General features: G+C 36.3%; 19 protein-coding genes. 14 read left to right on the top strand and 5 right to left on the bottom strand.

The features are described from left to right. The first annotated feature begins 169 nt into the window (after window positions 1-169). Window positions 170-1,678 (top strand): argininosuccinate lyase, encoded by a 1,509-nt coding sequence (gene argH, locus F0362_RS17255; protein WP_000813956.1) that lies wholly within the window; start codon window positions 170-172, stop codon window positions 1,676-1,678. A gap of 60 nt (window positions 1,679-1,738) precedes the next feature. Continuing rightward, on the top strand, window positions 1,739-2,578 hold the full coding sequence (locus tag F0362_RS17250; protein WP_002093485.1) for a GNAT family N-acetyltransferase: 840 nt from the start codon (window positions 1,739-1,741) through the stop codon (window positions 2,576-2,578). Between the two features lie 35 nt (window positions 2,579-2,613). Here F0362_RS17250 and F0362_RS17245 read toward each other — a convergent pair whose 3' ends face one another. Further along, window positions 2,614-3,363 (bottom strand): (S)-benzoin forming benzil reductase, encoded by a 750-nt coding sequence (locus F0362_RS17245; protein WP_001271043.1) that lies wholly within the window; start codon window positions 3,361-3,363, stop codon window positions 2,614-2,616. A gap of 116 nt (window positions 3,364-3,479) precedes the next feature. Here F0362_RS17245 and F0362_RS17240 point away from each other — a divergent pair, with 116 nt between their 5' ends. Next, window positions 3,480-10,952 carry a DUF7507 domain-containing protein gene (locus tag F0362_RS17240; protein ID WP_001116425.1) on the top strand — a complete coding sequence of 2,491 codons (7,473 nt, stop codon included), beginning with the start codon at window positions 3,480-3,482 and terminating at the stop codon, window positions 10,950-10,952. Window positions 10,953-11,004: 52 nt separating this feature from the next. Here F0362_RS17240 and F0362_RS17235 read toward each other — a convergent pair whose 3' ends face one another. After that, window positions 11,005-11,562 (bottom strand): CatB-related O-acetyltransferase, encoded by a 558-nt coding sequence (locus F0362_RS17235; protein ID WP_000966319.1) that lies wholly within the window; start codon window positions 11,560-11,562, stop codon window positions 11,005-11,007. A 139-nt stretch (window positions 11,563-11,701) separates the two neighbouring features. Between F0362_RS17235 and F0362_RS17230 the strand changes: the two genes are divergently transcribed. The 8 genes from F0362_RS17230 to F0362_RS17195 all read left to right on the top strand — a co-directional run bounded on the left by F0362_RS17230 (window position 11,702) and on the right by F0362_RS17195 (window position 16,826). After that, window positions 11,702-12,043 (top strand): ASCH domain-containing protein, encoded by a 342-nt coding sequence (locus tag F0362_RS17230; protein ID WP_001268354.1) that lies wholly within the window; start codon window positions 11,702-11,704, stop codon window positions 12,041-12,043. Then, window positions 12,040-12,435 carry an NUDIX hydrolase gene (locus F0362_RS17225; RefSeq protein ID WP_000986157.1) on the top strand — a complete coding sequence of 132 codons (396 nt, stop codon included), beginning with the start codon at window positions 12,040-12,042 and terminating at the stop codon, window positions 12,433-12,435. Before F0362_RS17230 ends, F0362_RS17225 begins: the two co-directional genes overlap by 4 nt. Window positions 12,436-12,521: 86 nt before the next feature. Next, complete coding sequence (locus F0362_RS17220; protein WP_000070943.1) at window positions 12,522-13,142, top strand: acetate uptake transporter; 621 nt, start codon at window positions 12,522-12,524, stop codon at window positions 13,140-13,142. Window positions 13,143-13,281: 139 nt separating this feature from the next. After that, the gene (locus F0362_RS17215; protein WP_149889909.1) at window positions 13,282-13,725 is read left to right on the top strand and encodes a flavodoxin; all 444 of its coding nucleotides are present in this window, start codon (window positions 13,282-13,284) and stop codon (window positions 13,723-13,725) included. 16 nt (window positions 13,726-13,741) lie between these two features. Then, on the top strand, window positions 13,742-14,641 hold the full coding sequence (locus F0362_RS17210) for a WD40/YVTN/BNR-like repeat-containing protein (protein WP_000449503.1): 900 nt from the start codon (window positions 13,742-13,744) through the stop codon (window positions 14,639-14,641). A gap of 216 nt (window positions 14,642-14,857) precedes the next feature. Then, window positions 14,858-15,058: a cold shock-like protein CspB gene (gene cspB / locus F0362_RS17205; RefSeq protein ID WP_001179148.1), complete on the top strand. Its 201-nt coding sequence runs from the start codon at window positions 14,858-14,860 to the stop codon at window positions 15,056-15,058. Between the two features lie 189 nt (window positions 15,059-15,247). After that, window positions 15,248-16,093: an exonuclease gene (locus tag F0362_RS17200; RefSeq protein WP_000786410.1), complete on the top strand. Its 846-nt coding sequence runs from the start codon at window positions 15,248-15,250 to the stop codon at window positions 16,091-16,093. Window positions 16,094-16,478: 385 nt separating this feature from the next. Further along, a complete protein-coding gene (locus F0362_RS17195) occupies window positions 16,479-16,826 on the top strand; it encodes a hypothetical protein (RefSeq protein WP_000609017.1) in 348 nt (115 codons plus the stop codon). Between the two features lie 451 nt (window positions 16,827-17,277). Here the strand turns inward: F0362_RS17195 and F0362_RS17190 are convergent, their stop codons facing one another. Both F0362_RS17190 and F0362_RS17185 read right to left on the bottom strand, forming a co-directional pair. After that, complete coding sequence (locus F0362_RS17190; protein WP_149889908.1) at window positions 17,278-18,369, bottom strand: DUF3900 domain-containing protein; 1,092 nt, start codon at window positions 18,367-18,369, stop codon at window positions 17,278-17,280. Between the two features lie 114 nt (window positions 18,370-18,483). Then, window positions 18,484-18,810 (bottom strand): hypothetical protein, encoded by a 327-nt coding sequence (locus F0362_RS17185; RefSeq protein ID WP_000283716.1) that lies wholly within the window; start codon window positions 18,808-18,810, stop codon window positions 18,484-18,486. Window positions 18,811-19,191: 381 nt separating this feature from the next. On the opposite strand from F0362_RS17185, the gene F0362_RS17180 reads away from it, so the two are divergent. Both F0362_RS17180 and F0362_RS17175 read left to right on the top strand, forming a co-directional pair. Then, window positions 19,192-20,103 (top strand): VanW family protein, encoded by a 912-nt coding sequence (locus F0362_RS17180; protein ID WP_000488649.1) that lies wholly within the window; start codon window positions 19,192-19,194, stop codon window positions 20,101-20,103. Between the two features lie 174 nt (window positions 20,104-20,277). Next, the gene (locus F0362_RS17175) at window positions 20,278-21,186 is read left to right on the top strand and encodes a VOC family protein (protein WP_000249862.1); all 909 of its coding nucleotides are present in this window, start codon (window positions 20,278-20,280) and stop codon (window positions 21,184-21,186) included. A 47-nt stretch (window positions 21,187-21,233) separates the two neighbouring features. Here the strand turns inward: F0362_RS17175 and F0362_RS17170 are convergent, their stop codons facing one another. After that, window positions 21,234-21,752 (bottom strand): GNAT family N-acetyltransferase, encoded by a 519-nt coding sequence (locus F0362_RS17170; RefSeq protein ID WP_001100446.1) that lies wholly within the window; start codon window positions 21,750-21,752, stop codon window positions 21,234-21,236. Between the two features lie 313 nt (window positions 21,753-22,065). On the opposite strand from F0362_RS17170, the gene F0362_RS17165 reads away from it, so the two are divergent. Then, the gene (locus F0362_RS17165; RefSeq protein ID WP_000052098.1) at window positions 22,066-22,743 is read left to right on the top strand and encodes an MgtC/SapB family protein; all 678 of its coding nucleotides are present in this window, start codon (window positions 22,066-22,068) and stop codon (window positions 22,741-22,743) included. Window positions 22,744-22,803: the final 60 nt, after the last annotated feature.

Below are 22,803 nucleotides of genomic sequence, written 5' to 3'. Positions count from 1 at the left end.
AGACTCCCATCTCAAAATTGGGCGAATGCGAGAGAGTTAGGTGGGAGTACAATTGCCTGTAAAAGGCCGATTGGTAAGGGCTAATTAAAGTTTCACTTTATGTATAAGCACTTTTTTACTATCTCTGGGTATGATGGGTAGTAATACTTAGGTGAAAGGGGAAAAGGTGATGAAACAGAGTAAAGAAGAATTTATAAAGAATGAAGGCGCTGATTTCCCTGGGAAAACATATGTGGATTGTGTATTACAACATGTATTTAATTTTCAGTATAACCACTTATTAAAAGATATGTTTCAAGTGCATAAAGCGCATATTATGATGCTGACTGAAGAAAGTTTAATAAAAAAAGAAGAAGCTACAGTTATATTAAAAGCACTAAAAAAGGTAGAAGGAATGCCCAAAGATCAATTGCGATATACAGAACAACATGAAGATCTCTTTTTTTTAGTTGAACATTTAATTTCTCAGGAAGCAAAGTGTGATTTTGTAAGTAATATGCATATCGGTCGAAGTAGAAATGATATGGGAGTAACGATGTATCGTATGAGCTTAAGACGATATGTATTACGATTAATGGAACACCATTTATTATTGCAAGAAAGTATATTGCAACTTGCTGATGATCATAAGGGAACAATTATGCCAGCTTATACACATACACAACCAGCACAGCCAACAACGTTTGGTCATTATATGTTAGCAATTTATGATACGATGCAAAGAGACTTAGAACGAATGAAAAAAACGTACCAAATTTTAAATCAGTCTCCGATGGGGGCAGCTGCACTTTCAACAACAAGTTTTCCGATTAAACGAGAACGAGTTTCTCATTTACTTGGATTTACAAATGTAATTGAGAACTCATATGATGCTGTCGCTGGAGCGGATTATTTATTAGATGTTAGCTCGTTACTTATGATAATGATGACAAATACGAGTAGATGGATTCATGACTTCTTATTATTAGCGACGAAAGAATATGATGGTATTACTGTTGCGAAGCCATATGTGCAAATTAGTAGTATTATGCCACAAAAACGAAATCCAGTTTCAATTGAGCATGCTCGTGCTATTACGAGTAGCGCTTTAGGAGAAGCATTTACAGTATTTCAAATGATTCATAATACACCATTTGGGGATATTGTCGATACGGAAGATGACTTACAGCCGTATTTATATAAAGGAATCGAAAAGACGATTCGCGTATTTTCTATTATGAATGCAGTCATTCGAACGATGAAAGTAGAAGAAGAAACGTTAAAAAGTCGTTCCTATAAACATGCAATAACGATAACTGATTTTGCAGATGTTTTAACAAAAAACTATAAAATTCCATTTCGGCATGCTCATCATGCAGCAAGTACGATTGCTAATATGTCATTGGTGCAGAAAAAGGAGCTTCATGAATTACATTTCAAAGATGTAAATATATACTTACAAGAAAAATTTAAAATACATTTATTGGAAAAAGAGTGGAAAGAAATTATATCGCCAGAAGCTTTTATTCAAAAAAGAAATGTATACGGAGGACCGAGTAAAAAAGAGATGGAACGAATGATTCAAAAGCGTAAAGAGTCATTTAAAAATGAAGAAGAGCGATTTGAAACGGAAAAACGGAGAATATTACGAGCTGAATATAATTTGAACATATTAGTTTCAAATATTATCGAATCGTAAAAGAAGGATTTAATGAATTAATCGCCAATACTTAATTAAAATATAAATGGAGAGAAGAGATTGTCGATGATTCAATTACACGTATATAAAGAGATTCTTCATTTTAAAGAAGATGTTACACCATTTTTAGAAAAGAATGAGCAGGAAAATAATTTAATGTTAGGTATATTACAAGTAGCTCAAGAACCGACGTTTATGGGGGTAGCGAAACGAGGAGAAGAAATTACAGTTGTATTTCTTCAAACAGAAGAGAAGATACAAATGATTGTTGCAACTTCTGAAAATTCGGAAGTAGATATAGTGAAACTTGCAAAAGAGTTATCGAAAGTATATCCGGACATTCCTGGATTGATCGGTAATAAGGAAATTGTACAGAAATTAGCTGAAGAGCTTGCGGTGTTAGAAAATAAGAAAACGAATGTTGTAATGAAACAAGGTGTATATGCATTACAACAAATTAAGAAGAAGTGGAACGAGGATGGAATTTTTCGAGAAATAACTAATGATGAGTTGCCATTAATAGAAAAATGGATATATCAATTTTGTGAAGATGTGAAGCTCCCAACTACGAAAGAAGAAGCGGAACAAACCGCACATACATTAATCACTAATAATCGTCTATTTGGTCTAGAAGTAGATGGGAAACTCGTTTCTGTAGCTGCAAAAACGAGACCAACTACAAATAATATAACAGTAAATTTCGTTTATACCCCGAAAGAAGCACGAAAAAAAGGGTACGCATCTAATTGTGTAGCGGCACTCAGTCAACGTATGTTAGACGAAGGGTACAAGACGACTACACTATATACTGATTTAGCCAATCCGACATCTAATAAAATTTATCAAGAAATTGGTTATGAACAAATTGCGGAGTCTGTGCTCATATTTTTAGAGAAGTAGAATAAAAAGGCGTGCTATTTTAGCACGCCTTTTTATTATTCATCAATTCTAATAACTTCGCCTTGCGGGAAGTTCTCAGTTTCTAGTAAGTTACGAATAGCTTTTGCCACATATTCAGGTGATAATAGCTTTCCTTCTTCTTTTAGTGTGATGAATCGGTCTAAATTTGTGAAGTCTTCTTTATTTGTTTCACGAATTTGTACTTGCATATTTGTATCCACAACACCAGGTGCAAAAGCGACGATTTTTACTGGATATTCTTTTTCCTCTTCTTCAGTCGCTACGCATTGTGTAAACATATTCACACCAGCTTTCGTAGTACAATAAGCGCCCCAGCCAAAGTAAGGTTTTTTTCCTGCACCAGATGAAATGTTTACAACGCGTTTATCTACTTTCCAGTCTTTCGTATGTTTCATGAACATAGATGTAAGAATCATAGGGGCAAGTAAATTAATGTGAACGTTCGTAATGAATTGTTCGCTTTCTGCTTTTTCAATCGGCTTCATAGGTGCAACTGTACCCGCATTATTAATTAAATGAATAGAAGATACATTGTCTTCTTTAATGGATGAAATGATTTCGTTAAAGTTAGTTTCTAAATGATGTACATCTTGAAGATCTAAGGAATGGAAAATACAATTGCTGTTATATTGTTCTGCAAGTTTAGTAAGCTCTTTATTTTCTCTTCTAGAAATAGAGATGATGGTTGTGCTTTCTTCTAATAATTGCGCGGCAATTGCCTCACCTAAACCTTGTGAAGTTCCTGTTATGATAACGTAGCGCATAGTTTTATAAACTCCTCTCGTATGTGCGGAATTTTGTTGGACAACGTACACTCTATAGTTTGTCTACATTTTATAGTATAGAGCACTTTTTACTATAAATGAAATGAGATGATTACGTGCCTTTTATGAATCGCTTTACAACGACAGTTACTGGTGCCGTCACGTTCACTGGGAACACGTTGGGACTCAGTCCTACATCTCCTGCACCAGGCAATAATTTCGGTACGATTGATGTATTTACTACGGTAAATACATCGCTTCAAGTGCCAGGATTCCCAGCAGGAACGACAAATGATTGGCGATTAAATTCTGCAAGTGCAATTTTGAACCTTCCAGCAGGGAGTAGTGTCTTATACGCAGAACTTGTGTGGGCTGGCACATACCGGACTGATACGGAGGATGTTACTGCGTTTTTAAATGATAATATTACCTTTACAACACCAGCGGGGACATTTTCTGTTACACCAGACCCAGCAACTGCCCAGCAAGGTTCAGTAGGGAAGCAGTTTTATTATAGTCGTTCTGCTAACGTAACGAACCTTATTAGTGCAGGTGGGGCTGGCACATATACAACAGGTGCCGTGCCAGCTGCAAGAACTTCAGCTGATTCAACAATTAGTCGTTCGGTTGGCTGGACGCTTGAGGTAGTTTATCAAAATGTGAGTTTACCACTAAGGAATTTATCGGTGTATGCAGGACAAGAAATTATTGAGGCATCATCACCACCAGTAGATGCTGTTATTTCAGGTTTTGCAACGCCGTCTACGGGAACAGTTACAGGAAGAGTACTTGTAACTGCCCAAGAAGGTGATGCTAACATTGTTGGAGATCAACTTCGTTTTGGGCCGAATGCAAATGCTACAGTTACTTTATTCGGACCGAGAAATCCTGCAAATAATTTCTTTCAGTCACAAATTTGTAATGACAATGGAAATTTAGATACGAGCGGAACATTTGGAAATCTGAATCAGCCGTTAGGAATAGCTTTAGCGATCCGAAGACAAGGGTGGGATATTACGAATGTAGATGCCTCCTCATCTTTAGTAAACAATCAGACGTCAGCAACTGTTCGCTTTGTCACAAATGGAGATGGATACGCTGCAGCTGGTTTTGGTGTTCAAATTGATGCAACAGGTCCAATCATTAATCCTGTTAAATCGGTAAATAGAACCGTTGCAGGGGTAGGGGATACTCTCACCTATACGATTACGGTCCCGAATACAGGAACAGGAAGTGCAGAAAACGTTGTATTACAAGATAGTATTCCGAACGGAACTACATTCGTAGCAGGTAGTGTAACGGTAGGTGGAGTAACGCAACCGAGTGCGAATCCCGCGAATGGAATTAATTTAGGTACAATCCCAAATAACACGCAAAGAATTGTTACATTTCAAGTTCGAATAACATCGTTCCCGAACCCAAATCCTATTCCAAATCGTGCAATGGTGTCATATCAATTCCGTCCTTTTGTCGGTAGTGCCCCTATTACAAGTACGTCTTCTTCAAACACAGTACAAACGACAGTGAATCAAGCGACTATAAGTATGCAAAAATCTGTAGATCTACAGACGGCAACTCTTAATGATGTATTAACGTACACAGTTAATGTGACGAATAATGGGAATGTTGCTGCAAACAATGTTATTTTTGTTGATAGTATCCCTGCAGGAACAACATTTGTAGCTAATAGTGTTACGGTTAATGGAGTAGCACGTCCAGGAGCGAATCCATCAAGTAGTATTAATCTTGGAAGTATTAATGCATCGCAAACGACTGTAGTACGCTTTCAAGTACGAGTGACATCGAACCCTCTTGTCAATCCAATACCGAACCGTGCAAGTGCAACCTTTACCTTTACCCCAGTGCCTGGTCAACAACCAATTTCAGGTCAAGCGACGAGTAATACCGTAGTTACTACAATTAATATAGCTGATATAAGAACGAGAAAAACAGTGGATAGAGCTTTTGCGACAGTGAATGACGTTCTTACGTACACCGTTACAATTGAGAATACAGGAAATGTACTTGCGACGAATGTTGTTTTTCAAGATCCAATCCCAATTGGAACGACTTTTATTGCAAATAGTGTGACTGTAGATGGGGTTTCGCAACCTGGGGCAAATCCAGCGACTGGGTTTGCGGTAGCAAATATATCTCCCGGCGGAAGTAGGACAGTGACTTTTCAAGTACGAGTGACATCTACGCCATCAGGAGGTACGATTGCGAATCGTGGAAATGTATCTGCTAATTTCGTCGTTAAACCAAATCAGCCGCCAGTAACGATTAATAGACAAACGAATACTGTAGTGACACAAGTTAATACGGGTGGTTTAAATGTAATAAAAGAAGTGAATACAACGCAAGCGGCAGTAGGGGACACTTTAACATACACAATTGCCGTCCAAAATACAGGAAATGTTCCGTTAACAAATGTGCTTTTCCAAGACATTATTTCTTCCGCTGTTTCTTTCGTTGCAAATTCTGTAACAATTAATGGAGTACCGCAAAGTGGATTGAATCCGAATACAGGATTTTCTCTTCCAAATATTCCTGCGGCTCAAACAGTTGTAGTCACATTTGACGTATTAATTGTACAGGATCCAGAAAATGAAGATATTTTAAATCAAGCAAATGTAACAGCAAGTTTTCAAGTGAATCCGAGCGAACCGCCAGTAACAATCAATGTACCGAGTAATATTGTGAATACAACTGTACAATCAGGGAATTTTGAAGTTGTGAAAGCAGTGAATACAGATGTTGCAACGGTAGGGGATGTTTTAGTATATACAATCGAAGTTATAAATGCAGGTAGTGTACCAGCTACAAATGTATTTTTCCAAGATTCAATTCCACAAGGGACATTATTTATTGAAAATAGTGTAGTTGTTAATGGTGTTTTACAAGAAGGGGCAGATCCAGAACTTGGATTCCCATTAAATAATTTGCCTACTGGTGCGAGTGTAATTGTTACTTTTGAAGTATTAATTGATGAAATTCCCCAAGGAAATAATGTCGTAAATAATGCGAATGTAACTGGAGATTTCCTTGTAAATCCGACAGAGCCACCGATTACTGTAACAGTACCAAGTAATACTGTTATGACAGTCGTGAATTCTTCAGGGTTAAATGTAATGAAAAGTGTAAGTGCTACTGAAGCAGGTGTAGGAGATACGTTAACGTATACAGTTCGTATACAAAATAGTGGAACAGTAGCAGCGACAAATGTATCATTCCTTGATCCAATTCCATCTGGAACAACGTTTGTAGCAAATAGTGTAACAATAAATGGAACGCCTCAGCCAGGTTTAAACCCAACAACTGGATTTCCACTTGCTAATATTCCAGTAGGAGGGATGGTAACAGTTACTTTTCAAGTGACGATCACGAGTGTACCACCAAATAGAGTTCTTCCGAATAATGCGAATGTAACTGCTGATTTCCAAGTAAGTCCTCTGCAGCCACCAATTACAATTGTAACGATTAGTAATATTGTTGTGACGCGAGTAAATGTAGGATCAATTAATGTAATAAAGAGTGTAAACACACCGCAAGCAGGCGTAGGAGATACGTTAACGTATACAATTCTTATTCAAAATACAGGAACTGTTCCTGCAACGAATATTATTTTTCAAGATCCGATTCCTGTTGGAACTGCGTTTGTAGCAAATAGTGTGACGATAAATGGAGTTGTTCAGCAAGGCGCGGATCCTATGGCAGGTTTCCCAGTACCAAATATTCCGGTCGGACAAACGGCTACGATTACGTTTCAAGTTACAGTGACGAGTGTTCCGAGCGGTGGAAATATTAGAAACCAATCGAACGTTACTGCAAGTTTTCTTATAAATCCAGCAAACCCTCCAATAACGACTGTTACGAATAGCAATTTTGTCGTGACACAAGTAAACACAGCACAGTTAAATATACAAAAATCTTCATCTGTACAACAAGCGGCATTTGGAGAAACTTATACGTATTCTGTTGTCATTCGAAATAACGGCACAGTACCAGCGACGAATGTTTCTTTCATCGATCCAATTGCTCCAGAAACAGCATTTGTCGCAAACAGTGTGACGATAAATGGAATTTCACAGCTTGGTTTAGATCCGAATATTGGTTTCCCGCTTCCTAATATTGCAGCTGGGGCATCAGTGACAGTAACGTTCCAAGTTACAGTAGTTACGCCATCCCCACGCGGAGCAGTATTAAATACGGCATCTGCTACAGCCACTTTCTTATTAAATCCTTTACAACCACCTGTAACAACGACAAATTCAAGTAATACGACAGTAGTTACAATACCGTTACCTCCTCCTGGTGAAGTAACAGCAACAAAAGCAGTTGACGTTGCGACTGGGGCTGTTGGAGATGTATTAACGTATAGCGTGCTAATTACGAACGTAGGAATTATACCTGTTACAGATGTACTCTTCCAAGATGTCATTCCGGAAGGAACGACATTTGTCGAAAATAGTGTAACGATAGGTGGGGTTCAGCAATTTGGTTTAAATCCAGAAATAGGATTTACTGTTACTCCATTATTAATTGCTGGTGGAAGTATTACGGTAACATTCCAAGTGACAATTACAGAGATTCCAGATAATGAAGTCATATTAAACGATGCTGACGTTACATTTACTTCACAACCGAATCCGCAGGAACCACCGATTACGGAAACGATATTAACGAATTTAGTCGTTACGACAATTAATATAGCGTTTATTTTTCCGTTAAAACTAGTAGATAAAGAAGTAGCGACTGTAGGAGAAATTTTAACGTATGATGTATTGATTTTTAATTTTGGAACAGTGGCAGCGACGAATGTTCAATTTATAGATACTACTTCCGCGGGTGTAGCATTTGTACCAGGAAGTGTGAGCATAAACGGGGTACCGGCACCAGGATTAGATCCTTTCATTGGTTTTACAGTTCCAGATATACCTGTAGATGATTTTGTACTTGTCACATATCAGGAGACGGTAACGAGCATACCAGAAGGTGGTACAGTTGTTAACTTTGTAGACGTTACCGCGACATTTGCTGTAAGTGAAACAGAACCACCTATTACTGAAACGACGACAAGTAACACGACATTAACAGAAATAAATGAATCTGGTTTGAATGTATTAAAATCAGTGAGTCAGCCGATTGTTGCAGTAGGGGATACAATCACCTATACAACAGTAGTTCAAAATACAGGGACAGTGACAGCAACGAATGTTCAATATAGTGATGTATTACCTTCTTCTATAGCATTCGTGCCGAACAGTGTAACGATAGACGGTGTGTTACAACCTGGATTCAATCCGAATAATGGATTCCCGCTTCCAGATATAAATCCAGGTGAAAGTGTAGAAGTAACATTTCAAGTAACAGTTGTTAGTGTTCCATCAAACGGAACAATTGTCAATACGGCAAATGTAACAGGTAGCTTTGTATTAGTACCAGGAGAACCACCAGTTATAGTAAACCAACCGAGCAATACAACACTCACAACTGTCAATAGAGGACAATTTAATGTTATTAAACAAGTAAATAGAGCGGCTACTCTCGTTGGAGATGTATTAACGTATACGGTTCAAATAACGAATACAGGAACAGTAATAGCTAACGATGTTCAGTTTGTTGATACGATTTCAGCAGGAGCGTCATTTGTACCAAATAGTGTAACGGTAAATGGAGTTTCGCAACTAAACTTAAATCCGATTACTGGCTTTGGAGTTGGAGATATACCAGTTGGTGAAACGGTTATAGTGACGTTTCAAGCGACAGTTACAACCATCCCGTCATCAGGAACAATTACGAACGTTGCAAATATAACAGGAAGTTTTACTTTAGTGCCAGGAGAACCACCGGTTATAGTGACAGATCCGAGTAATACGACTATAACAAGAATAAATAGAGGACGTTTCAGCATTATAAAATCTGTAAATAAAGAAGCGACACGTTTAGGAGATACGTTAACGTATAGTGTGCAAGTTACAAATACGGGAACGGTAACAGCGACGAATGTTCAGTTTATCGATGTTCCATCACCTAGTTTAGAATTTGTTCCTGGAAGTGTACAAATAAATGGGATTCCGCAAGTAGGTTTAGATCCTTTTGTAGGCTTTTCATTACCGGATCTTGCAGTAGGGGATAGCGTATTAATCACATTTGAAGTAAATGTAATTTCAATTCCGCCTTCTAGTAGCATTATGAATACAGCGAGAGTAACTGGTAATTTCGAATTGATTCCAGGAGAACCACCGTTTACAATTACCAATTCAAGTAATACGACAGTCACACCAGTAAATAGAGGCAGTTTAGATATGCTGAAAGAAGTAGATCATTCAATTGTTGGAGTAGGAGAAACGGTAACGTATCGTGTTCGTATATTAAATACTGGTACGGCTGACGCAATGAATGTTCAATTTATTGATGTGCTATCTCCGGAAGCTGTTTTTGTACCAAATAGTGTAACGGTAAATGGAGTAGCGCGTCCGGGAGTAAATCCGCAGGTTGGATTTACGATTTTGGACATTCCAGTCGGTGAGACGGCGATTGTAACATATGAAGCTACGATTACGAGTTTTCCAGATGGTGGTACAGTAGTGAACGTTGCTGGGGCATCAGCAGAATATATTTTAGTACCAGGTGAACCGCCAGTTACAGTGATGGACACGAGTAATACAGTTATTGTAACGGTAAATACTGCAATCTTATTTGTTGCAAAAGGAGCAAACTTTGAAGTAGCAATGGTAGGAGATGTTGTCACTTACGGCATTGCCGTCATAAATGATAGTACAGTTCCTGTGACGAATATTGTTTTAACAGATATCATTGATCCAAATACGTTATTTATAAATGGCACGGTAACGGTAAATGATGTACCTCTTCCATTTGCCAATCCGAATACGGGTATTCCGTTAGGTGATTTTCAGCCAAATGATGCGGCAATTATTAATTTCCAAGTTGTAATAACGGGAGGACAAATAAATAATTTAGTTACAAATACTGCTACAGCGACTGGGCTCGCAACTGTAAATCCGAATGAGCCGCCTGTAGTAGTTGAAGGTGATAGTAATACAGTTGTTATCCCGTTTATCCCTCAAAATGTCTCAACGACAGTCGTAAAAACGGCAAATCTTCAAACAGCAACAATTGGAGATGTCATTACGTTTACGACAGTCATTACAAATACAGGTGATACTGTCATGCAAAATATTCGTTTTCAAGACATGTTAGATAGTAGTGTTCGATTTATCCCTGGAAGCGTAATAGTCGATAGTGTTCCATTACGAAATGTAAGTCCAGTATCAGGGTTTCTTATAGGAAATTTAAATCCGGGTGAAGCGCGGACAGTTTCGTTTCAAGTAGTAGTTCAGAGCGCACCAAGTGGTTCAGGAAATTATATTAACCAAGCGAGTATTCGCTTTGAACATCAAGTAGGTACAGTATTGCCACCTGTTACACAAATAATAGAAAGTAACATGGTAGTCATCCCATTTGTTCCAACGATAGAACAAATTTGCGAAACGAACTTTAATTGCTTAGATAAAATTCCATTTCAATGTTCTCCATGTAATCACTTACAAATAAATAAAAAATAAATACCAAAAGAGCATCCTGTAAGAATAGGATGCTCTTTTTTATGTGTATCAATCATGTAGATTCTTTTTCGGGTGAGGTGAAAAATTCATTGGTTTTGTTGGAGAGTAGAAATGGAATAGCTCCTTTTATGACAGAAATATCCCAGTCCCACCATGCAAGTTTTTCTAGTTTTTCAATGGTTTCTTGTGAAAAACGATAGCGAACTAGTTTGGCAGGGTTCCCAGCTACAATTGCATATGGAGGTACGTCTTTTGTAACTACACTCTTTGCGCCGATAATGGCCCCGTTACCAATTGTAACACCAGATAAAACGCAGGATTGATAACCAATCCATACATCATTGCCGACTACGATATCACCTTTTGATGAAGGATGACCAGTAATATGTGCTCCTTCATCGAAGAGAGCATTAAATGGGTAAGTCGTTATCCAATCAGCACGATGCTCGCCGCCAAGTATGAAAACGACTTCTTCTCCTAATGAACAAAACTTACCTATTTTCAATTTCGTTTCATCATTCCAAGAAAAAATAGTTGGACCTACTTTACTATAAGTATAATCACCAATATCATATTTACTATATTCAGGTTTTTGATTTAAATATAACATAACAAATTTAGCATCCTTTCTAAAGCAAGTAATGGATATGGAACATTATATGCAAGGTGGAGTAAGGCGAACTGTGTTGTATGAATTAGTAAGATGTAAGTATGTTAGTAGAGAAAATGAATAACGGGGAGTGGAGTGGATGAGATACGAAATGGGGTTATATAATAAACCTTTTCAGTCAATTCAATCAGGAAAAAAGGTATATGAAGTACGCTTATACGATAAAAAACGTCAACTTATAAAACAAGGCGATGAAATTGTATTTACGAACCTTACGACAGCAGAAACGATGGTTGTAAAAGTAACGGAAGTAAAGCGATACGAAAGCTTTAAAGAAATGTACGAGCAAATTGATAAAAAGTTATTGGATTGTGAAAATGATAGTTTAGAGGAAATGTTAGAAAGTACATACAAAATATATACGAAAGAACAAGAAGAAAAGTGGGGAACAGTTGCGGTTCGTATTGAGGTAATAAAATGATGAGAAATCGCGGCGTGGCTATTATTGTACAGGATGGAAAAATTGCTCTAATAAAACGTGTTCGAGACGATGAAGTATATTACGTTTTTCCAGGCGGTGGAATAGAAGAAGGAGAAACATCGGAAGAGGCAACGAAGCGAGAGATATACGAAGAATTAGGGTTACATATAGAAGTAAAGCACCTTATTACAAAGATAAAGTATAAAGGTACCGAATATTATTATGAAGCCTATATTACGGACGGAGTATTCGGAAGCGGAAAAGGTGAGGAGTTTAAGCAGAAAGATAGAGGTTGTTATATTCCGTTATGGATACCGATAAATGAGTTGAAAAATGTGAATATAAAACCTTACGAAGTGGTCGAAAGTATATTCGATTATTATAAGATGTAAGGTCTGACAACATACAAAAAAAACCATTGACATAGCCTGCTGATTTAAGTATTGTATTCGAGTATGTTTATAATCAGGAGGTTTATATGAGCAATCAAACTACTACACATCATGTGAAAATGACAACAGCAGATCCATCTGGAATCGGTCTATTTGGATTAGCAATGGTAACACTTGTAGCATCATCTCAAAAGTTAGGTTTAACAGATGGCGTTTCACTTGTATTACCATGGGCAATCTTTTTAGGGGGATTTGCACAAATCTTTGCATGCATTCACGATGCAAAGCATAACAACACGTTCGGTACGACAGCATTTGGTGCGTACGGCCTGTTTTGGTTAGGTGTTGGAATGACTTGGTTAATTCAACTTGGAGTATTCGGCGAAAAATTAGCCCAAACTGCAGATTCAAAACAGCTTGGTGTAGCCTTTATCGGATATTTAATTTTCACAATCTTTATGACGATTGGTGCAATGGAAACACATAAAGTATTATTTATGATTTTCGTACTTATTGATTTCTTATTTATTGGTCTTTCATTAAGTACTTTAGGTGTTATGCCGCACGCAATGCATAATTTAGCAGCATATTCTGAACTATGTATTTCATTATTATCTTTCTATGGTTCAGCCGCAGCAGTGTTAAATACACACTTCGGAAAAGTTGTTTTACCAGTTGGAAAGCCATTTGGTATTTTTAAAAAGTAATAAAAAAGCACAGGTGATTGTATAGTCATCTGTGCTTTTTTGTATGGAATAAATAAAAATGAAAAATATAATTGAAATTGATTCTCATTATTAATATAATGAGAATGAGAATCATTCATTGCAAGAGGGGGATGCCAAAGTGGCGAAAATTTTAATTGCGTATGCGAGTATGTCAGGAAATACAGAGAGTATTGCTGATTTAATAAAAGTAAGTTTGGATGCTTTTGATCATGAAGTAGTATTGCAAGAGATGGAAGGCATGGATGCTGAAGAATTGCTAGCTTATGATGGAATTATTTTAGGATCTTATACGTGGGGCGATGGTGAATTGCCGTTTGAGGCAGAAGATTTCCACGAGGATTTAGAAAATATAGATTTGTCAGGAAAAAAAGCAGCTGTATTTGGATCAGGTGATACGGCATATGAACTGTTTTGTGAAGCGGTGACGATATTTGAAGAACGTCTTGTAGAACGCGGTGCAGAACTTGTACAAGAAGGATTGAAAATTGAATTATCTCCAGAAGATGAAGAGGATATTGAAAAATGCAATAATTTTGCAATTGCATTTGCTGAGAAGTTCTAAGAATGGGAGTGTCAACGTGGAGACAATGTTAAGTGCAACTGCTATTACAAAATTAAGAGATGGAAAACTTATGTTAGCTACTACATATGATGGCTTATTTATTGAACAAGACGGAGAATGGAAACAGATTTTAAATGGCTTTCAAAAACGAATTCGGGATTTACATAGCGTAGATAATATAGTTTATGGTGTAGGCGACGAAGGGACTTTTATTCGTAGCATGAATGGTGGAGAGAACTGGACAATTCAGCGTTTTCCAACAAAAGCAACGAGTTGGAATGTGTGTAGTAATGTACAAGGAACTGTCATTGCTCATGGAGATAAAACATTGTATCTTTCTAATAATTTCGGTTCTACATGGGAGACCATTCATCCATTTCTTGATTATGGCAGTGATGCACCGTCTATTCGTTCGTTATTCTTATATAAACATTACTTATTTATTGGTACGAAAATACATGCGAAATATGGTGGTGTTTGGCTTTTTGATTTAGAGAAACGTAAATTAAAAAGAATTAAAATAGCGATGAATCAAATGATTTCTGCGTTGACTCTACATAATTCTTATCTAGTAGCAGCAAGTGGATCGTGTAAAGGAATTGGTGGTAATATTTCTTTTTGTAAAATAGATGAAAGTATTGAGAATGAAAAACTATATTGGCATACATGTCAAAGTGAGCAGAAAGCTAGTAGCTATTTAGACTTAAGTGTAGATCAACATGTGCTATATACGACTTCAACGCAAAATAAGGCGGGCGTTAGCACGGTTTGCCGTGTGCATCTTAATGAAGGGATTGTTACAGTATGTGACTCGGTTAAAGGGCATGGTTGGCGCATTGTTAATCAAAAAGAAGGCTATGTTGTAGCTGGATCAGGTGAATCAAAAGCGATGCAGTGGAAGAAAAAAGTTGTTTAGCAAAAAAAACTTTGCTTTTATTATATTGATATGATATAGTATGTTTAAACCATTTTACTTTTAATAATATAGAGATTTAAATGAGCTGTAACTTCCGAGGAGGATAGCAATGTTAAATCTCCTCAGGGGTTGCAGTTTTTTAATGTCTGGTTTATTATTGTAAGGTGGTTGAAAATGAATATGTACATATAGGTACATTGTAGGAGGATTTTTTTCATGCAAAACGGTAAAGTAAAATGGTTTAACTCAGAAAAAGGTTTCGGTTTCATCGAAGTTGAAGGCGGAGAAGACGTATTCGTTCATTTCTCAGCTATCCAAGGCGACGGCTTCAAAACTTTAGAAGAAGGTCAAGAAGTTACTTTCGAAGTAGAACAAGGTAACCGTGGACCACAAGCTACTAACGTTAACAAGAAGTAATTTTTGAAAAAAAGAAGGGCTCGCCCTTCTTTTTTTTGCGTTCTTATTGAATATCCTCCAATGTACATATGATAATAAGACTGAATTTTTGTTTTTTATACGAGGTATTTCATGCATAAAGTGTATGAATAAATAGATACTGAAAATAAAGTATGTGTGTGAAAAGGATTTTAGAAAGAGGTAAATAAATTGAAAAACGCTACACATTTTATTGTGTTTGATATAGAGAGAAATTTTAGACCGTATAAATCAGAAGATCCGTCAGAGATAGTTGATATCGGAGCTGTAAAAATAGAAGCAAGTACAATGAAGGTAATTGGAGAATTTTCGGAGTTAGTAAAACCGGGTGCACGACTTACTCGTCATACGACAAAATTAACGGGAATTACAAAAAAAGATTTAATTGGTGTAGAGAAATTCCCTCAAATTATAGAGAAATTTATTCAGTTCATTGGAGAAGATTCTGTATTTATTTCATGGGGAAAAGAAGATTATCATTTTCTATCTCATGATTGTACATTACATGGCCTAGAATGCCCGTGTATGGAAAAAGACAGTAGATTTGATTTGCAAAAATTTGTTTTCCAAGCGTATGAAGAATTATTTGAGCATACACCAAGTTTACAATCTGCAGTAGAACAACTCGGTTTAACGTGGGAAGGAAAGCAGCACCGCGCTTTAGCAGATGCTGAGAATACAGCAAATATACTTCTTAAAATATATAGCGAGAGAGATATTAATAAGCGATACAAGAGACATGGTGAGCTTGAACTTGTAAAGAACGGAAAACTAACAGAAAAAGCGAAAAAAAAGATGCGAAAATGGGTGTTTAAAGAACTGAAGAAACATGCAGAACGACCATTTGTGTGGAGTACATTTGAAAGTAGTGAAACGTGGGAAAGTATAACGGAAAGGTATTATATAAGTGAAAATACAGTAGAACTTCTGAAAAAACATTTCCCTACAGCGGTGAGAAAAGCGGAGCGGCAGCTTAAATATTTGGCTGAGATGGAGGAGAATGCACAGTCTAGGTGACATTCTCCTCCATTTCTAGCTATATAAATTTAAAGTCATCGTATTGACGGATGAGTAAAGTATTCAAATTTAATTAGGAATCAATTTGTTGTTGTAATTTGGCTATTATAATTGCTTTGAAAATTAAGGCGTCGTAAGAATTTTAAAATATATTAATAAAATAAGAGCTCATAAAAATGAAAGAGGGTACAGTTAAATGGAAGCAATCTTTAACATTTTAACTGTTTTATTTTTTATATTATATTCACATCACTTTTTATTTTTATTACACTTCCTCTTATAGTAAAAAGGAGTTAGAAAAAGCTTAATATATCTTTAAACCGCGGTGGATTAAAGATTAAAATTGAAGAGTAAGATAAGCGTTATATATATGGGAGATGCGATGATGATAAATTTGGATATCAAAGATATTAACGTAAAGATGGAATTAAACGGTGTCTTTTGGAATGAGGATAGGATTGCTGAAATGATGGTGACTACAACAGCAGAACATTCTCTTATTCTTCATATATTAGTTGACTTAGAAAATAAAACTATTTGTGCGATGAGTGCCACGATAGTGAATGGGTTCTGCCCTCTGTGCAAACAGAGAAGGGACGAATGCAGTGAACTTAATGACCTACAAAATAAAATGGATATTTTAGAAGAAGCCTACGATTGGGTGAGAGAGCATCCAGAATATCGTTTTCAATTATCTTTTTACGAGTACAATAAATTTGAGGTAGTAAAGTGAAATTTTTATTTTAATAACATACATAGTGACTATAAGGAAAAACATCAAAAACTTATAGAAGGACTGGGTCTATTAGTAAAAAGTGAAAAAATTGTAGTACGTTGTATACAAGAACATATTGAAAAGGATATTTCAACTGGAAATATGTTTGTACAACAAGGAACGAATTTATTTAGATACTGCAACAAATTTTATCTTAAATCAAAAAAATTTAATAAATAAGCACATCTTGTTATAAAGCAGAGAAACCGATTCTTAGTAGAATCGGTTTTTAAAGTAAACGTCAAGTAAGTCCAAAATAAAAGAGCGCTTTGTTAATAGCGCTCAGTAAAAAAATAGTTATAGGGAAGCATTTATTCAATGTTAGAATCGAAATTTTTAGTATTGTGTGGTCTCATTTGTAGACACATAGTTGTTATTTAAAACATGTTTATTGGTTACTTGATTTTCTTTATTCAACCCCGTTCGGATTATATGAAAACTGTTGCTTATTCTCAATCCGCTCAATCACATCTTGCAACTCATCTGGCTTCAGAAACTCAATAGGAGAGAAGCCTTTTTCAAACGTAAGTGTATCAGCCTCAATCATTAATACGTATCGGTCATTTACCTTCGCGATATGTATTTGATCTCCGAAATCAGCAAGCAGGGCCTTCACAGAGATATGATCTGCTTTTAGCTTTAATTCCACTTCTGGGGCGTGCTCGACGATTTGAGCGGTAGCTTCCATTACTTCTTCGGTTGAAAATTGTTCCATAATCTCCCGCTTCGGACTGGCAGCCCATACTTCCATTGCTTGGTCGAATTGTTCGCGTTCTTCAGTACCTTCTTCAAATACATCTTCAATTTGGTCGTATACCATGTCCATTACTTGTGTTTTCATAATTTCAGGCATAGAGCGTTCGTATTCGACGAATTTTAAGAAGTCCTCGAAGTAGCGGGCATGTGATGCTTGGTGTATTTTTAGTTCGCCTACTTCAACCATACCTTCTTCAGGCATGTACGGATATTGGATAGATTTCATATTCTTCGTTGTGATGGCCATTTCAACGTTACGAATAAGCGTTGATTCATCTGAAATAGAGGCAACTTTCGGTTCAAAGTCACATTTCATAACGAATACGAACGGGTCATCAAAGTATTTACGTAGTTTTGCTTGAGCAATTAAAAATACACCACCACGAACAGCGCTTGTGTCAAGATATGTATAAACGAGAGGCTCGCTCATATCTTTGAAGTTTTCTTTTGTTTCTGCAAAACGAATACGATTAAATAGGTTGTAATGAGGGTTTGAATCGAGTTCGTGCCCTTCTTCTACAATAAAGCGCCCAATCTTTGTTGGGGCTTGTTCCGTTTTGGCATGACGTTCTACTTTTCGCTTTGAAATTTTTAATAATTCACCATTCAAAAATTCTTTTAAAGAGCTATCTTCATATTCTTCAGCGTCTAATGTTTGAAAATGTTTATAGCGTTTATCAACTGCTTCACCTTTTCCTTCTACTTGTACAACATAAAAAGAAAGATAATTTATTTCAAAATCCATATTTATCACCTTGTTTCATTTCATTAACTCTTATCAGTATAGAGATGGAGAAAACTTTCGTCAATTTATATAAGGAAGGGAAGACCCTTCCTTATATATTTTTTATTTTCAAAATTAAAATCCGTCTTCTAGCGCTGCAAATGGAATGTTAAGTCTGTTTTCTACTGTACGTAAACGTTGGTTTAAGCGATTTAGTCTACGTGTATGGCGCTCAACAGTATTTTCTAATTGACGTACTCTTTGCTCAAGCTCATTTACTCGTCGTTCTAGTTGACGGTTTCCAGTACCAGGGAAAGAGATTGGAAGTTGAAATTGTCTATTTTGGTCATATGGATTAACTTGTTCTGTTTGATCTATATATTGTTGGTATTGTGCTTGTAGATCATATTGAGGCTGATAACCGTATTGGTTATATGGATCATATGGATTGTAGGGATACATAAAAACGTCCTCCATTTCTTTAAAATAGGTTAAATACACGATACTGTATGTGTAAAAGCGGAGCAGTGGCACGGCAAATACCTAAATATATTTACGTGATTTACTTTTATAAATAAGAACAGGGAGTTGTTACATTTGTTTTTCATTTATTTAATGGTATATAATGGATAGAAGGGGAGAGGTTACATAAAGGTTACAAATTTGCTAAACTTACATTTTCATAAAAATATGTATAGACATTTACAAAAGAAAAGAGTAATTTAAATAGAGTAAAAAATAACTTGTAACATTTTATAAACATATTGTAAAATGATTGTAACAAAACATACATAAAAATGAAATAATACATAAAAGCAGTGTTGGGGAAAAGGAGAGAGTATATTGTTCCGTAAAATAAAGGGTATTTTAGTTGGGGTGCTATGCGTAGCTGTAGTGAGTGGTTGTGGTACAAAAGTAAGTGATGTTGCATTAGTAAGTGATATTGGTGGACACACTGTCGCGGCTAAAGCAGAAGTGCAGGATTCTATTAGTTTAGTTGATAGTCGAACAGGTACTGAAGTGAAAAAAATAGATTTGTCTAGTTTAGGCTATTTTGAAGACGAAGCAAAATTTAAAAAATCGGTAACGAAGGTTGCTAGTGAGGTTGGGAAAACCGTTGATAAAAAGATGGTTCCATCACGTATAGCACCTGATGGAAGTTGGCAAGAAGGAAAACCTTCTTATGAATTAATGGAAAAAGAATTAGTAGATAAATTGTTAAATGTTGGTATGTGGGATTCTTCATATCAGTTACCAATCACAGAGAAAAAGCCTACGGCAACATTAAGTGATGCGCAAGGAAGTGGTACGGTAATTGGTAGATATGAAACGAATTTAGGTGGATCAACAGGTGGCCGTATTGAGAATATTCGTTTGTCAGCGGCGAGCATAGATGGAGTTGTATTAGCAAAAGGAGACCGCTTCTCTTTTAATGCATTAATCGGTGATACAACGCCAGATAAAGGATATCAATTAGGAAAAGAAATTGTAGATGGTAAATTAGTAGATGGATATGGTGGAGGTGTTTGTCAAACATCTTCGACTTTATACAATGCAGCAGATCAAGCTGGTTTGAAAATGGTAGAGAGAACGACGCATTCTAAAACAGTTGGTTATGTGCCACAAGGAAGAGATGCTACAATTGCATATCCATACTTAGACTTAGTATTTGAAAATACGAACGACGCACCTGTGAAGCTTTATATGGGCATTCAGGGCGGAAAGTTAGTTGCTGAAGTACATAAAATGAGATAAGAGTTATAAAGTCACTTTTTCTGAAAGTTAGAAGAGGTGGCTTTTTTATTAAGAAAATAAAAATATGCATAAATTCTGACTTTTCTTATTTACATAGGGTGATTTTGGTTGTATTCTTCATAGTAACGGTTATATGTAATGGAAAAATATTGGGATAAGGAGATGGAGTTATCCATGGTACAAATTCATCCGAAAACACGTATTGGTCATGTTGCATTTAAAGTGAAAGATTTAGAACGTCAAATTGCTTTTTATGAGAATGTAGTAGGCTTAGAAGTAATTAAACAAGAGGGGAATAAAGCGTATTTATCTGGAAAGGGTGGTAAGAATACGCTGCTTGTTCTTGAAAAGTTGGAGGATGGGGCACTACAAGAACCACGTACGACTGGTATATATCATGTTGCTTTTTTAGTTCCGACTCGTGAAGCTTTTGCTTCGGCACTATTTGGGGTTCTTCGTAATAAGAATGTAATTGATAGCCCGGCTGAACAAGAAGGGCGTTATACATATTCAAATGAAATTTTACCAATTTCAAGGTTTAATAGTGCAAGTGATCATACGTATAGCGAAGCGTTTTATTTACAAGACTTAGAGGGTAATGGAATTGAAATATATGCAGACCGCCCGCGCGATCAATGGGGAGAAGGACCAGGAGGAAGTACGCCGCTTGATTTAAAAGCATTGGCAACGCTCGTTGATTATGAGTTTGCTGGTTTACCTGCTGATACTGTCGTTGGACACGTACATTTACGAATAGCTGATGTAGAAAAGTCACATGAGTTTTATGTAAAGACGGTAGGCTTTGAGGTACAGCAGCGTGAAGAGGATTGCTTATTTATTTCGGCAGGAGGCTATCATCACCATATCGGTGCAAATACGTGGAACGGAGTAAATAATCCGCACCCACCAACACATGCAACTGGACTAAAGGTATATACGATTGTACTACCGCATAAAGAAGCGTTAGATGAAGTGAAAGAAAGATTAATAGAAAAACAACATGAAATAAATGAAACTACAAATGGATTTACAGTAGTAGATCCAAGTGGTATTACAGTACAGTTTGAAATAGAAGTAGCATAAAACAAGCCAGAAAGTGTGTAATCACTTTCTGGCTTGTTTTTAATTATTCATAGTTCAATCCAATACCTTCTTACAATATTTCCATCTTCCTCAATGAAATCATCATCACGAAGCCCGCCGTTATGTAAGATTGTTTTTTCTGATCCTGTATTCACTTCGTCACAAACGACAAGTACTTTCTCGATGTTTAATTCCTTCGTTTTTTCTAGCGATAACTCTAATAACTTCGTAGCATAACCTTTTCTTCTTTCAGAAGGGCGAATGCCATAACCGATATGACCTCCAGCGTTAAATAAATGTTCGTTTAAACTATGACGTATATTAACAACTCCTACAATTTTATTTTCATCTGTAACGAGCCAATACGTAGAGTCTGGTACCCAAGATTCAGGAAGGTTTACTCCGTTATGTGCATCGAGTAATTCTTGAATCATAGCCGGAAAGTTAGAAGGGGCCTTTGAAATAACCCACGGAATCATCGTTTCACCGCTATCTTTCCATTCGTTATAAAAATCTAAGTATTCTTCTTGTAAATCAGTAGTAGGTGTAATCAAAAAGACATTCATTGCTAGTAAGCTCCTTTTATTTATGTTTTATTTCACAAAAATCAAGGTAGAAAATGAAAGCGTTTTCCGACTTTCTCAACCTCATTTCTTGCACTTCATATGCAATTTTTAACTGAAGATAAGTAAGGTGTTGAACTTAAAGGTTTTTTTTTATGAGAAATAGGTTATCTTGTTTATGCTAATATTTAAAATATTAGCATAAAAGAGTTGGAATAGTAAGTGAATTTTGATGGAATGTTTTTATATCGATAAATGGATGTGTGTGATAATTTTTGTTTTATCCATCTATAATGAATGAAAGGGGGAAGTGTTCGTGAGCTTACATATTGATTTTATTTTACGAATTGGTATTGCTGGTTTATTAGGAGCAATGATTGGTATTGAAAGGGAAATTCGATCAAAAGAAGCTGGATTAAAGACTCATTTCCTCGTAGCGGTAGGGAGCGCTTTACTAATGGTTGTTTCGAAATATGCCTTTTCAGATATTATGTTTGAAAATCATATGTCCCTTGATCCAAGTCGTATTGCAGCGCAAGTTGTTAGTGGAGTAGGTTTTTTAGGTGCAGGTACAATTATTATTCAAAAACAGGTAGTGAAAGGATTAACGACAGCGGCTGGTTTATGGGCTACAGCAGGAATTGGATTAGCAATTGGAGCGGGTATGTATGTAGTAGGGATTGGAGCTACGATTCTCGTTTTAATTGGGTTAGAGATTGTAAGTCGTATTTTTAAAGTGCGATTTTTATTTCCGCAAAATATAGCAGTGCAAATTTGTATGAATAAACATGAAACGATACAACAAATATTAGAGAAGCTTCATATGAAAGGTATTCCAATACTTTCATATGAAGTGGAATCTTTACAGCAAGATACAGGTGTAGTTTATAAGGTAGGAATGCAGCTGAAAAATATATCACCTGAAGAAAAGAATGCATTCATTCAATATATACAAACATTACCAGAAATAACATTTGTAAAGTTAAATTCATAGCGTTGAAAAAGAGGTTAGATGTAGCAGAAATTTCGCTATTATCTATCCTTTTTTGACACA

It is taken from the genome of Bacillus sp. BS98, assembly GCF_008432245.1.
Classification (GTDB): Bacteria; Bacillota; Bacilli; order Bacillales; family Bacillaceae_G; genus Bacillus_A; species Bacillus_A toyonensis.
Note: the sequence above shows the minus strand (reverse complement) of the source record. Positions and strands in the feature narration are given on the sequence as shown.

Bases quoted from the DNA above. Each gene is read 5' to 3' on its own strand.
- F0362_RS17185 (WP_000283716.1), bottom strand. From the start codon at position 18,810: ATGTATCCCTACAATCCATATGATCCATATAACCAATACGGTTATCAG.
- F0362_RS17175 (WP_000249862.1), top strand. From the start codon at position 20,278: ATGGTACAAATTCATCCGAAAACACGTATTGGTCATGTTGCATTTAAA.
- F0362_RS17225 (WP_000986157.1), top strand. From the start codon at position 12,040: ATGATGAGAAATCGCGGCGTGGCTATTATTGTACAGGATGGAAAAATT.
- cspB (WP_001179148.1), top strand. From the start codon at position 14,858: ATGCAAAACGGTAAAGTAAAATGGTTTAACTCAGAAAAAGGTTTCGGT.
- F0362_RS17190 (WP_149889908.1), bottom strand. From the start codon at position 18,369: ATGGATTTTGAAATAAATTATCTTTCTTTTTATGTTGTACAAGTAGAA.
- F0362_RS17230 (WP_001268354.1), top strand. From the start codon at position 11,702: ATGAGATACGAAATGGGGTTATATAATAAACCTTTTCAGTCAATTCAA.
- F0362_RS17245 (WP_001271043.1), bottom strand. From the start codon at position 3,363: ATGCGCTACGTTATCATAACAGGAACTTCACAAGGTTTAGGTGAGGCA.
- F0362_RS17235 (WP_000966319.1), bottom strand. From the start codon at position 11,562: ATGTTATATTTAAATCAAAAACCTGAATATAGTAAATATGATATTGGT.
- F0362_RS17195 (WP_000609017.1), top strand. From the start codon at position 16,479: ATGATAAATTTGGATATCAAAGATATTAACGTAAAGATGGAATTAAAC.
- argH (WP_000813956.1), top strand. From the start codon at position 170: ATGAAACAGAGTAAAGAAGAATTTATAAAGAATGAAGGCGCTGATTTC.
- F0362_RS17170 (WP_001100446.1), bottom strand. From the start codon at position 21,752: ATGAATGTCTTTTTGATTACACCTACTACTGATTTACAAGAAGAATAC.
- F0362_RS17220 (WP_000070943.1), top strand. From the start codon at position 12,522: ATGAGCAATCAAACTACTACACATCATGTGAAAATGACAACAGCAGAT.